A 13,416-nucleotide genomic window follows, 5' to 3' on the forward strand; every position below is an offset into this window, starting at 1 on the left:
GCCAGGATCAAACTCTCCATAATAGAGAAATTCGAGTAGCTCGAGTTTCTTGCTGGCATCATTTAAGATGTCAATTTCGAATCCGAAGATTCGTTTTGTCTTTTCACCGACAAAGTCGGCTGCAAGACTTTATTTGTTGACGTTTTGCTGTTCAGTTTTCAAGGTTCATTGCGCGCCGCTTCGTCAGAAGCAACTCTTATATAATACCATCTTTGCAATTCCTTTGTCAACAACCTTTTTCAAAAAGTTTTAAGCTGTTTTGAAGTAGTTATTCACTTACCGGAAATGCAACGTTATTTACTATACCAGCATATTGTTTTGATTGCAATATCTTTTTAAACTTTTTTGCTCATTGCCTGAAAAACAAAGCCGCTGTTGAATTATATAAGAGCGGCTTTGGTTTATTCATTCAATGATCTTTGAAATAGCTATTCCGCGAAGAGCTGTCAAATCGATAATAACTCCGTCTGACTCCTTTTTAATCATAGGACGCAAAGGATTATCCCGGTGGATGAACATGATTTCGCCCACTTCCCCATCTGTCAGCTTCACTCGTGTTCCTATTGATAGATTGCCGACAAGTTTAAGAAGCGCTTCCACCACCTTGATGTCGAATTTGCCAAACTCTTCTTCTTTGATCATTTCAATCACTTTGTACGGTGAATGTTTTACTCTATATAATCTTTCCGACGTCATTGCATGGAAAACATCCGCCACGGCGAGTATTTGTGAGAAAATCGAAATGGTACCCATTTTTTCACCCCGAGGATACCCGCTTCCATCAAGACGTTCATGGTGTTGAAGGATTGCAAGTTTCATATCCTGCCTTAGCAAAGGGGTGTCTTGTATCATTTTCACACTGAACAATGTGTGCTTTTTCACTTCATTGTATTCTTCTTTCGTTAGAAAAGCTGTCTTTTCCAAAATGGTAGGTGAAACCTTGGACATGCCGCAATCCGCTAATACCCCCGCCAGTCCAAGCTGCAGCGCATCTCCTTTATCGTATCCCATTTGACTGCTGACTGCTGCCGCAAGAATACCGACAGCGACCGAATGATGATAGATGTATTCCTCAGGGTTGGAGAAGTCATTTAACAATGTAAGCATTTGTTTTTGCCTGATGAATTTTTCGAGCAATGGCAGGATGATTGTCCTTACTTTTGGAACATCTGGACGTTGACCCGATCGCCAATGACCAAATTCCCTCTTGTAACTCTTAACCGCTTCGTTATATTCCTTGCGAAGCTGATACATGCTTACTGGAATATTATCCAGTACCTCCTCTGCATTCATGGAAGGTGCTATCTCCGATTCAGGGATATCCTTCTGTGTGACTCTCTCTTCAACCTTTATGCGTTTCACTCCGAATGCATGTAATACTTCAATATGTTCCAATGAAATTTCTGTATCCTTGCGCATAATTGGATACATCGTCTTGCCATAAACATCCTCTTTAAGCAAAATTCCTGCACGGAGCTCACTGATCGTTTTATATACTTCCATATCTACGATGTCACCACTTTCCGATCATCTCTTAAGAACTATCATACTGCAAATTTTCAAAATAGACGACAAAAAAAGTTATTGAGTGGCATTTAGCCACCTCAATAACTTTTCAAATCAATCCTCTTCAGGCTCTTCTATATAGTCTGTTTCTATTTCGTTTTCCATATTTACTTCAGAGCTACTATCGATTTCGTCGCTTTCTTCATGCTCTTCGTGTTCCTTCTCGACTTTTGCAACTGTCGCGACAAGCTCGTCTTCTCCAAGACGGATCAGACGGACGCCTTGCGTACTGCGGCCGATTGAGGAGATATCTTCAATATCCATTCGAATAAGGATGCCGTGGATAGTGATCAGCATAAGGTCTTCAGAACCATCAACGGTTTTCATTGCTACAAGCTGACCGTTCCGCTCAGTCACATTCAACGTCTTCAATCCATATCCGCCACGAGACTGGATACGATATTCATGTTCCGGCGTCCGTTTTCCGAACCCTTTTTCAGTGACAACAAGAATTTCATCGCCTTCCGATACAGTATCCATACCGACAGCAATATCTCCTGCACGTAATCGAATTCCACGTACGCCGCTTGCTACACGGCCCATCGTGCGGATATCGCGCTCGTCAAATTTGATAAGCATTCCATCACGCGTACCGATTGCAATATTCTGTTCACCATTTGTCATTTTCACGCCGATCAATTCATCATCACCGCGTAATGTCAGAGCAATCAGCCCGTTAGAACGGATATTAGCAAAATCGGCAACCGATGTACGCTTAACAATGCCACCGCGCGTTGCGAAGAAGAGATACTTATCTTCCTCGAATTTCTCGACCGGAATCATCGCTGTAACTTTTTCATCTTTTTCGACATCCAATAGATTAATGATTGGAAGCCCTTTTGCCGTTCGGCTGAATTCCGGAACTTCATATCCTTTTTTACGGAATACCCTTCCGCGGCTCGTAAAGAAGAGGATCGTATCATGTGTCGAGGTGTTCAACAAATGCTCGACAAAGTCGTCGTCATTCGTACCCATGCCTTGTATGCCTCGGCCTCCTCGACGTTGACTCCGATACGTGTTTGCAGGAAGGCGTTTAATATAGCCGTTATGCGTCAACGTAAGAACCGAGTTTTCAACCGGGATAAGATCTTCGTCCTCAAGCATTTCTGCGCCGCCGCTTCCGATTTCAGTCCTGCGATCATCGGCGAAACGATGCTTCACTTCAAGTAATTCTTCCCGAATGATATCGACCACTTTTTCCTCGTCTGCAAGAATTGCTCGCAACTCGGAAATCAATACGAGCAGCTCTTGGTATTCGTTCTCGATCTTATCGCGTTCCAATCCAGTTAGACGTTGGAGACGCATGTCAAGAATCGCCTGGGATTGTCTTTCAGTCAAGCTGAAACGTTCCATCAAACCAGTTTTCGCTTCATCAGTCGTCTTTGAGCCTCGGATCAAAGCGATAATTTCATCGATATGATCGAGTGCAATCCGCAGACCTTCCAAAATGTGCGCTCGATCTTCCGCTTTGTTCAACTCGTATTGAGTACGTCTGCGGATGACTACTTTCTGATGCTCTAAATAATGATAAAGAATTTCTTTAAGTGATAATATTTTCGGCTGCCCGTCGACGAGCGCAAGCATGTTGATACCGAAGCTCGATTGCAATGCCGTATGCTTATAAAGGTTATTCAACAAAACGTGTGCATTTGCGTCTCTACGCACTTCGATAACGATACGCATGCCCGTCCGGTCGGATTCGTCTGCCAAATGCGTGACGCCTTCAATCCTCTTATCACGGACGAGCTCGGCAATCTTCTCGATAAGCCGGGCTTTGTTTACCTGGTAAGGCAGCTCGGTCACGATGATTGTTTCTTTACCGTTCGACTGCTGTTCGATCTCCACTTTACCTCTGATAATAATTGAACCGCGACCAGTTTCATAAGCCCTTCTGATGCCGCTTCTTCCAAGGATGATGCCGCCAGTCGGAAAATCTGGTCCTGGAATAATTTCCATCAGTTCCTCAGTAGTGATTGCCGGATTATCCGCCATCGCCAATACACCGTCAATCGTTTCGCCTAAATGATGCGGCGGAATGTTCGTAGCCATTCCGACCGCAATACCCGACGTGCCGTTTACAAGCAAATTCGGGAAACGGCTAGGAAGAACAATCGGTTCTTTCTCCTGGCCATCATAGTTATCTTGATAATCAATCGTGTCTTTATTAATGTCACGCAGTAATTCCATGGCGATGCGGGACATTCTCGATTCCGTATAACGCATCGCTGCAGCCGCATCTCCATCGACAGAACCGAAGTTCCCATGACCATCGACGAGCATATAACGATAATTGAAATCCTGCGCCATCCTTACCATCGTGTCATAAACAGCACTGTCGCCATGTGGGTGATACTTACCGATAACATCCCCGACGATACGAGCTGATTTCTTATGTGGTTTATCCGCAGTATTTCCAAGATCCTGCATCGCATATAGAATACGGCGGTGAACTGGCTTCAACCCATCCCTCACGTCAGGCAATGCCCGGGAGACGATAACACTCATCGCATAGTCAAGAAAGGATGTCTTCATCTCCGTACTGATGTTAATGCCTTGAACACCACGTTTTGGCATATCTGCCATATTGTCAAACTCCTTTCAACTCAGGCGCTTTTCACGAACAGCCTGTCAACTGAACAAAGCCCCGTCTGTTGCAGGTCCATGTTCTATATCTATTTCCTAGTATTGAATAAATCAAGTATCCAGATTTTTTACATACATCGCGTTTTCTTCGATGAATTTACGCCGAGGTTCAACTTCATCACCCATCAATTGCTCAAACGTCAAGTCTGCTTCGAAAGCATCCTCGAGATGCACTTGTAGGAGTGTCCGCTGTTCCGGGTCCATTGTCGTCTCCCATAGTTGGGTGGCGTCCATCTCTCCTAGACCTTTATAGCGTGTAATGACCGGCTTCGGAATGGAAGAGAGTCGATCCAGAATTGCTTGCAGCTCCACTTCGTCGAAACAGTATTCTTCATGCTTGCCTTGTTTGACCCGATAAAGCGGCGGTTGTGCGATGTAAACATAGCCAGCCTCGATCAAAGGCCGCATGAAACGGAAGAAGAATGTCAATAATAACGTTCGAATATGTGCTCCATCGACGTCGGCATCCGTCATGATGACGATTTTATGATAACGTGCCTTCGAAAGATCGAACTCATCCCCGATGCCTGTACCGAGTGCAGTAATCATCGTCCTAATTTCAGCATTGCCTAAAATCCGGTCCAGTCTTGCCTTTTCAACGTTCAGGATTTTACCTCTCAAAGGCAGGATCGCCTGGAAATGACGGTCACGACCGCTTTTCGCAGAACCGCCCGCCGAATCACCTTCAACGATATACAACTCGCTGATTGCAGGGTTACGTGAAGAGCAGTCCGCCAGCTTTCCGGGAAGGCTTGATACTTCCAATGCCGATTTTCGTCTTGTCAGCTCACGGGCATTCTTTGCAGCAAGCCGTGCTCTTGCAGCCATGAGACTTTTATCGATAATTAGGCGTGCAGTGTTCGGATTTTCCAATAGAAAGCGTTGGAAACCTTCCGAGAACAAGGCATTTGTAATTGTACTCACTTCAGAGTTTCCAAGTTTCGTTTTAGTCTGTCCTTCGAACTGTGGATCTGGATGCTTAATCGATATGATTGCGGTCAAGCCTTCGCGGACATCGTCGCCTGAAAGGTTTGGATCTGATTCTTTCAACAATCCATTTTTCCTTGCGTAATCGTTGACGACGCGTGTCAGTGCCGTTTTAAAGCCCGACTCATGCGTCCCGCCCTCATACGTATTGATATTATTGGCAAACGATAAAAGGTTTTCAGCATAACCGCTATTGTATTGCATTGCAATTTCAATAGAGATGCCGTCCTTTTCGCCCTCTATGAAAATCGGTTCCTCGTGGATCGGTTCCTTGTTTTGATTCAAATGTTCAACATACGATTTAATTCCACCTTCGTAGTGGAATGTATCCGTTCGTTCCTCTTCCCCACGCTCATCTGTAATAGTGATGCGCAGTCCTCTATTCAAATAGGCAAGCTCACGCAGGCGATGGGCTAAAATTTCATATTCATAGACCGTTGTTTCAGTGAATATTTCCGGATCGGCTTTAAATCTTGTACGTGTACCTGTTGTATCGGTTGTTCCGATCACTTCAAGCTCATGTACGATAGCTCCTCTTTCAAAACGGATGAAATAAACCTTTTCATCCCGGCTCACATACACTTCAGTAGCTTCGGAAAGTGCATTCACGACAGAAGCACCAACACCGTGCAAACCGCCCGAAACCTTATATCCTCCGCCTCCGAATTTACCGCCGGCATGAAGAACCGTCATAATGACTTCAACGGCTGGTCTACCAGTCGACTCCTGGATTCCAACAGGGATGCCACGCCCATTATCGTCGACACGGATCCAGTTATCTTTTTCAATTGTTACTTCAATATGATCGCAATAGCCCGCCAAGGCTTCGTCGATACTATTGTCTACAATTTCCCATACGAGATGGTGAAGCCCTCGCGAACTTGTTGTACCGATGTACATGCCCGGACGTTTACGGACAGCTTCCAAGCCTTCAAGGACCTGTATCTGATTTGCATCATACGCTGTCTGCAATTCTTTTTCTTCCATAGCCAAAATGTTCACCTTTCCTTTCCGAACATCAATCTAAGCTTCTATTTCTGTTAAACAGGAGTGGTTTTAATTCCCTTTATCACTAACCGTACCCGCCGATACTTCATACAGCTCAGCTTCACGTATCGTTTCATGGTCGATTCCCGCTATATTCGTTGTTGTGACAAACGTCTGAACCTGACCTTGCATCGTGTTCAGCAAGTGTGACTGCCGGTAATCATCAAGCTCTGATAGAACATCATCCAAAAGAAGGACCGGAGTCTCGCCTACTTCCTGTTTAACGAGATCTATTTCCGCAAGTTTAAGGGACAGCGCAGTTGTCCTTTGCTGCCCTTGTGAACCGTATGTTTGGATATCATAGCCATTCACAAAAAAATGGAGATCGTCACGGTGCGGTCCGATCAGCGTCATACCACGTTCCAACTCACGACGTCTCACTTCGTGCAATTTTTGGCTGAGTATTTCTTCCATCTGTTCAGCAGTCTGCCCAGAATCCAACTCTTTTAAAGTCCCATACGTCACTTTTAGCTGCTCGATCCCTCTGGAAATCCCTTTATGGATCGGTTCTGCCCATTTCTGAAGCAATTCAACAAAATAAAACCTTTTCCGGATGATCTGAACAGCCAACTGTATATATTGTTCTGTGTAAATATCGAACATGACGTCCGTAAAATCCAATTTGCCGCGATGATCTTTGAGGATTGCGTTCCGTTGCTTTAAGACCTTTTGAAAAGTCAGCAGGTCATGGAGATAGACGGGGGAGATTTGTCCGATTTCCATGTCTAAAAATCTTCTTCGGACCTGTGGACTTCCCTTTACAAGATTTAAGTCCTCCGGAGCAAACATGACAACATTGAGTTGACCGATATACAGACTGAGGCGATTTTGTTCCAAATGATTAACTCGCGCCTTCTTGCCTTTTTTCGATATTGTCAATTCAAGGGGAAGACGTCCATATTTTCGTTGGATGTCCCCTTCTATTTTACCATACTCTTGTTCCCAACGTATAAGTTCACGATCGTTAGAGGTGCGATGCGATTTCGCCATCGATAAGACATAGATCGCCTCCATGATGTTCGTCTTTCCTTGTGCATTTTCTCCGATCAGAACATTGATATGCGGGGAAAAGGATAGCTCTAGAGAAGAGTAATTCCGATAATCTGTTAAAGCTATCCGTTCAATGTACATCCGATTGACCGTCTGTGGAAGTGGATATTTTGAATTTACCTGCCCCTGGAATGGTGACGATATCCCCGTCATAAAGCTTTTTGCCTCGTCTGCGGTCAACTTCGCCGTTTACGTAAACGGTATGTTCTTCCAAATACCATTTGGCCATGCCGCCGGAGCTTATGCAATTCGACATTTTCAGCAGTTGACCTAATGTGATGAATTCAGTATCGATTTTCATGAGTTCCATCCGCTTCAATCCTTCTTAAAGTAGTCTGTTCTTCTATTTTAGCGAACTTTCATCTGTAAGTAAAAATGTAAATGAAAAATAAAGAAACAGGCGAAGGAAAACGTTTTGAATTCCTTGCCTGCTGTGGATAGACAGTCCTGTAATTCTTAAAATGTCCTGACCGGTAAAATCAATTGTAAAATTGCGTCGCTATCCATTGATTTCAAGATGAACGGTCTCATCGCACCTGTGAAATGGATTGCGATATCCTGTCCTTCGATTGCTTTCAATGCATCCATCATATATTTTGCACTGAAGGAGATTTTTAACTCTTCTCCGTTCACATTAATCGCCTCGATCAATTCTTCTACCTTTCCAATTTCAGGAGAATTGGATGAAACTTCAATGACATCGCTGCCGTCTGCGGAAAATCGTACGATATTATTCCGATCTTCACGAGCTAACAGAGAAGCACGGTCAATCGCTTGTAATAGTTTACGGCCATTTACTTGTACAGTCGTTTTGTATTCGGAAGGGATCAATCTAGAAGTATCGGGATAATTCCCTTCTAAAAGCCGTGAATAAAACAGTACGTTCCTCGTTTTGAATAGTACTTGTTGATCTGCAATGACGATTTCGACAAGGTCTGAGTTATCCGGAAGGATTTTATTCAGCTCTTGAAGGCTTTTTCCAGGAATGACAACGCTGAACGGACTTTCTGGCATCATTTCAGGAACGATTTCTCTTCTTGCAAGTCGGTGACTATCTGTTGCTACACAGACGAGCTTCTCTTCATCAGTTTCCCAATGTACACCCGTCAGAATCGGACGTGTTTCTTGCTGGGATACGGCGAAAACAGTTTCCTTAATGATCGATTTCATCAAATCAGACGGTAAGGAGAAGCGATACTCGTCCTTTACGTTCGGGAGAACAGGATATTCATCCGAATTAGAACCGATTAAATGGAATTCGGATTTCCCTGATTGAATATGAGTTTGCATGTTTTCAACTTCAATCGTCACATCATTCGTCGGTAATTTCCGGACAATTTCACTAAAGACTTTTGCTTGGAGAATGATTGAACCTGATTCAATAACACGGATAATTTGCTCACCGTCTTGTTCAACTGGGATGAATGTGCAAATTGTTATATCTGAATCACTTCCAGTCATCGTCAAACCTTTTTCATTCACGTCAATTTTTACGCCGGTCAAAATGGGGTTGGCCACTTTTGAACTGATTGCTTTCATGACATCATTCAATCCTTCGAGCAACCAATCTCTCATTATTTCAAATTTCATTTTGCACCCTCGCTTATATATTAATTAGTTAAGTAATAAAGATAGTAATAGTAATAGGGGCTGTGGAAATGTGGATAAGCCCTGAAATCCTATATGTTAGAAAACAATTCACATGTGCATAATATGTGCACAGTTTGTTTCGATTTTATCGAGTTATACACATGTGGATTTATTAGCCTCGCCCTAGAATACTTTTAATATCTTGAATATCTTGCTGCAGATTTTGATCATCTTTCAGCTGCTTAGAGATTTTTTCATGTGCATGGATAACGGTCGAATGATCTCGCCCACCAAATTCGGAACCTATTTTCGGCAAAGAGGAATCCGTAAGTTCACGTGAAAGATACATGGCAATTTGACGAGGGAATGCGATCGCTCTCGTTCTTTTTTTAGCCGTGAAATCTTCCAGCCGTATATTGTAATGTTCCCCAACTGTTTTTTGGATATCCAATATGCTTACAGACCGCGGGCGGGAATTAGGGATGATGTCTTTCAATGCTTCCGCTGCAAGATCTGTCGTAATGTCCATATTGACGAGCGAAGAATAAGCCACGACGCGGATCAAGGCCCCTTCTAATTCACGTATATTCGTATCGATTTGATTAGCGATATAAAGCATGACTTCGTCAGATATATCGAGCAATCCATCGGCCTTCGCTTTTTTGCGCAAAATAGCTATACGCGTTTCTAGATCAGGCGGTGCGATATCCGTTATCAAACCCCATTCAAAACGGGATCTGAGGCGATCTTCTAATGTCGGTATTTCTTTTGGAGGTCGGTCGCTGGAGATAATGATCTGCTTTGATTCTTCATGCAGTGTATTGAATGTATGGAAAAATTCCTCTTGGGTCTGTTCTTTTCCGGCGATGAATTGAATATCGTCAATTAACAGGACATCTACGTTCCTATACTGATTTCTAAAATCGCCCGCTTTGTTATTCATAATCGAATTGATGAATTCATTCGTAAATTTCTCTGAAGATAAATAAACAACTTTGGAGGACGGGTCTTGCTCCATAATATAATGCCCGATTGCGTGCATGAGATGGGTTTTTCCAAGTCCCACTCCGCCGTATATGAATAAAGGGTTATATGACTTCGCTGGTGCTTCAGCTACAGCGAGTGATGCGGCGTGAGCAAACCTGTTGCCCGAACCGATGACAAATGTATCAAATGTATATTTTGGGTTCAACATGACAGATGCTGATTGGATAGCTGATTTGTCTGCCTGTTTAACTGCCGGTTTTGGGACTTGAAAATCTTTTTCTTCCATTTCCTTTGGAACGACGAAATGAATGAGTCGATCTTCCCCTGTCAATTCCGAGAGGATGCCTGTGATCAAGTGCACATAATGAGTCTCAAGCCAATCCTTCGCAAACGAATTTGGAACAGCAATCGTAACGTTCTCATCGCCGTAAGATATCAATTTTGTCGATATGAGCCAGGTTTCAAAACTGGGCCTTGAAATTTTATCTTCAATTTTCGACAAAACGTCGTTCCATAATTTTTCAAGCTGATCCACTCGTGGGCCTCCTTTACATAGAAAATAAAAAAACACAGGAATATGTATTATACACAGAATTCGCTTCTGTGGATAAGAAATATCCAAAAGTGTTGAAAAAATTATCCACAACCTATCAACAATTGTGGATAATAAAATGGGCTTTTTAATTTGTTAACAGCAAAATCCTCTATATTGTATCAAGAAACTATAAGAATGACAAGGGATTCTATGAGTTATTAACAGTAGCGGCAATTGTGGAGAATTACATTATCCACAGGCTTTTGTATGTGTAAAAGGTGTAGATAAGACCTGTGTATAAAAAAAACGGGAAAAATTTCTATGAACATATTATTGGTTTGTCGATTTTTGTAGTTGTGGATAATTTATTTTGTCGAATGATGAGGTAGAAATCTTAGTACAGTTTTGATCGTGAAAACTACTTGCAGAAAAAACGGTTGACATCTTCGTCTATGCCCTTTATACTGTTCAAGACTGTCAGATTGTAAAGGGACAATGCAGGAGGTGTCTTTGAAATGAAACGTACATTCCAACCAAATAAACGTAAACGTAGTAAAGTTCACGGCTTCCGTGCAAGAATGAGCTCAAAAAGCGGTCGTAAAGTTCTCGCTGCTCGTCGTCGCAAAGGAAGAAAAGTGCTTTCAGCATAAGACCACTGTACCCAGTGGTCTTTTTTTTTACTTATACTGATATATGTGGAATTAAATCTTATGTTGTAATGAATACTAATTTGTTGATTGAAGCGGAAGGCGGCGCCTGGATCGTACAAGTTATTGTCCAGCTCCAGGCGCTAGATGCTCAGGTCATAAGTCAAAACTGCTTCGTGGTACAAACCACCACTCCGCATCTTCGCCTTATGCCTGTCGCATCTGAGCAAGCGCCTTCCGCTTTTCGGTAGGAGGTGAAATGTTTGAAAAAACGGCAGCGGGTCAAAAAGAATGAAGACTTTCAAAAAGTGTTTAAAAAAGGCAAGTCCGTCGCGAATCGGCAATTTGTCGTCTATTCCTATAGGAAAGAAGAGCAACAGGAGTTCAGAATCGGATTATCTGTCGGTAAGAAATTAGGAAATGCGGTGACGCGTAACCGCATTAAACGATTTATCCGACAAGCTTTTCTGGAAATGAAGGACGAGCTAAAAAATGATCGTGACTATGTTATTATCGCCAGACATCAGGCGGCCACACTTGATTTCCATGAAACGAAAAAAAGCTTGCAGCACGTGTTAAGAATTGCAAAAGCGTTCAAATCGAAATAAGAAAGGGCCGTAATTGAGTAAGAAGTAGAACGGAATAAATGTTCATGATAAACTGAAATCATCGATATTTCATAGAAACAGATTTGGGGGAACCGATTTGAAAAAAAGAGCCACGTTATTACTTATGCTGACCGTATTGTCAGTATTCCTAGCCGGATGTTCGGAATTCAATCAACCGATATATGAAACGAGTGAAGGTTTTTGGAATAAATACATCGTTTGGCCAATAGTATCCTTGATTGTCACATTCAAAGACCTATTGGGGACATACGGATTAGGAATCATCGCCGTTACAATCATCATCAGACTTATCTTGCTTCCATTAATGATTAAGCAAGCTCAAAATTCGAAACGGATGCAGCAGATGCAGCCGATCTTGAACGGTTTGAAAGAGAAATACAAATCGAAAGATGCTGTAACGCAACAAAAATATCGTGAAGAAATGCAAAGAGTGATGACGGAGCAGAAGATCAATCCCGCTGCAGGATGTCTGCCAGTTTTGATTCAAATGCCTATCATCATCGGCCTTTACCATGCAATTAGCAGGATGAATGCCACGCCTGAAATCGAAATTGGAAAATTCCTTTGGTTCGAACTTGCAACGCCAAGCATTACGCTAGCAATTGTCGCTGGTCTCATGCAGTTCCTCGTATTGCGGACAGGTCCTGCGATGGACAATCCACAAATGAAAGTAATGATGTACATCATGCCATTTATGATCATTATTTTCGGTACATTCCTACCAGCAGCACTAGCACTTTATTGGGTTATCGGTAATATCATTTCAATTATCCAGAATATCTTCATTTACAAACCATTTAAGAAGAAAGAAGTGGAACCTGTAAAAGTAGGAGGGAAAAGGAAATGAATAAGATAACGCGAAAAGGGGCGACAGTGGAGGCAGCAATTGCAGCAGCCTTACAAGAGCTCAATGTCACGCGTAATGAAGTCGATATTGAAATATTGGACAATGGGAAAAAGGGTTTTCTCGGATTCGGTGCAAGGGAAGCCGAAGTAACCGTCTCCTTAAAGGAAATGGTTAAGCAGGAAATGAATGAACTTGAAGAGGAAAAGGAAATAGTTCAGAAAGAAAAAACAGAGCCGTCTATTGAAGAAGAATCGGTTGAAATCCCTGTCGAGCCAGCAGTGCAAATTGTTGAAGTGGAGACTGACAATGCTGCGGTTTCAGACGAGAGGGCAATCAACGAAACAAAAGCCTATATTACGGAAATTGCGAAGACGATGGGCATCGACGATCTAGTCGTCAATCATGAAATGGACGGGAAGTATCTTTCATTCCAGCTGGAAAGTGAAAAAGCTGCTTTCCTGATCGGCAAACGCGGTCAAACATTGAACGCATTACAGCAGCTCGCACAGTTAGTTGCCAATAAAACATCTGAGCAATTCAAGGTCGTTCGTCTAGATGTAGGCGATTATCGTGAGCGCCGTGAACAATCATTGGAGCAATTTGCAGAACGGATGGCCGACCAAGCCGTTCGAAATGGAAGAAAAGTTCAACTTGAACCGATGCCTTCGTATGAAAGGAAAGTCATTCATAATGCATTATCGAACCGATTGGACATTGAAACGTATTCGGAAGGTACGGATCCGAATCGTTATCTTGTTATCGAGCCGATTAGTTAATTTGGAAACCTCGTGAGATGATCACGGGGTTTTTATTTGTGTTGAATTAAAACTTATCCACATTTTTTAATCCCACAACTATGAGAGTGACTGGATATGTGATATTATATAT

At 42.7% G+C, this 13,416-nt stretch carries 11 protein-coding genes; 4 read left to right on the top strand and 7 right to left on the bottom strand.

Annotated elements, in window-relative coordinates:
- Positions 1-405: 405 nt before the first annotated feature.
- The 7 genes from ACTHPA_RS02995 to dnaA form a co-directional block, all read right to left on the bottom strand.
- Entirely contained in the window at positions 406-1,503 is a 1,098-nt protein-coding gene (locus ACTHPA_RS02995; RefSeq protein WP_440498590.1) for an HD-GYP domain-containing protein, read from the bottom strand.
- A 117-nt stretch (positions 1,504-1,620) separates the two neighbouring features.
- Positions 1,621-4,149 (bottom strand): DNA gyrase subunit A, encoded by a 2,529-nt coding sequence (gene gyrA, locus ACTHPA_RS03000; RefSeq protein ID WP_440498591.1) that lies wholly within the window; start codon positions 4,147-4,149, stop codon positions 1,621-1,623.
- 111 nt (positions 4,150-4,260) lie between these two features.
- Positions 4,261-6,183, bottom strand: coding sequence for a DNA topoisomerase (ATP-hydrolyzing) subunit B (gene gyrB, locus ACTHPA_RS03005; RefSeq protein WP_440498592.1), 1,923 nt, complete (start codon positions 6,181-6,183; stop codon positions 4,261-4,263).
- A 69-nt stretch (positions 6,184-6,252) separates the two neighbouring features.
- Positions 6,253-7,374 carry a DNA replication/repair protein RecF gene (recF, locus tag ACTHPA_RS03010; RefSeq protein WP_440498593.1) on the bottom strand — a complete coding sequence of 374 codons (1,122 nt, stop codon included), beginning with the start codon at positions 7,372-7,374 and terminating at the stop codon, positions 6,253-6,255.
- Entirely contained in the window at positions 7,364-7,603 is a 240-nt protein-coding gene (yaaA, locus tag ACTHPA_RS03015; protein ID WP_440498594.1) for a S4 domain-containing protein YaaA, read from the bottom strand. Before yaaA ends, recF begins: the two co-directional genes overlap by 11 nt.
- A gap of 146 nt (positions 7,604-7,749) precedes the next feature.
- A complete protein-coding gene (gene dnaN / locus ACTHPA_RS03020) occupies positions 7,750-8,883 on the bottom strand; it encodes a DNA polymerase III subunit beta (protein ID WP_440498595.1) in 1,134 nt (377 codons plus the stop codon).
- Between the two features lie 172 nt (positions 8,884-9,055).
- Positions 9,056-10,405, bottom strand: coding sequence for a chromosomal replication initiator protein DnaA (dnaA, locus tag ACTHPA_RS03025; protein ID WP_440498596.1), 1,350 nt, complete (start codon positions 10,403-10,405; stop codon positions 9,056-9,058).
- Between the two features lie 515 nt (positions 10,406-10,920).
- On the opposite strand from dnaA, the gene rpmH reads away from it, so the two are divergent.
- From rpmH to jag, 4 genes are all read left to right on the top strand, one after another.
- Complete coding sequence (gene rpmH / locus ACTHPA_RS03030) at positions 10,921-11,055, top strand: 50S ribosomal protein L34 (protein WP_224654211.1); 135 nt, start codon at positions 10,921-10,923, stop codon at positions 11,053-11,055.
- 260 nt (positions 11,056-11,315) lie between these two features.
- The gene (gene rnpA / locus ACTHPA_RS03035; RefSeq protein ID WP_440498597.1) at positions 11,316-11,660 is read left to right on the top strand and encodes a ribonuclease P protein component; all 345 of its coding nucleotides are present in this window, start codon (positions 11,316-11,318) and stop codon (positions 11,658-11,660) included.
- A 97-nt stretch (positions 11,661-11,757) separates the two neighbouring features.
- On the top strand, positions 11,758-12,528 hold the full coding sequence (yidC, locus tag ACTHPA_RS03040; RefSeq protein ID WP_440498598.1) for a membrane protein insertase YidC: 771 nt from the start codon (positions 11,758-11,760) through the stop codon (positions 12,526-12,528).
- Positions 12,525-13,304, top strand: coding sequence for an RNA-binding cell elongation regulator Jag/EloR (gene jag / locus ACTHPA_RS03045; protein WP_440498599.1), 780 nt, complete (start codon positions 12,525-12,527; stop codon positions 13,302-13,304). The genes yidC and jag overlap by 4 nt, the downstream gene beginning before the upstream one ends.
- Positions 13,305-13,416: the final 112 nt, after the last annotated feature.

Source organism: Sporosarcina sp. SAFN-015, assembly GCF_051966875.1.
Classification (GTDB): Bacteria; Bacillota; Bacilli; order Bacillales_A; family Planococcaceae; genus Sporosarcina.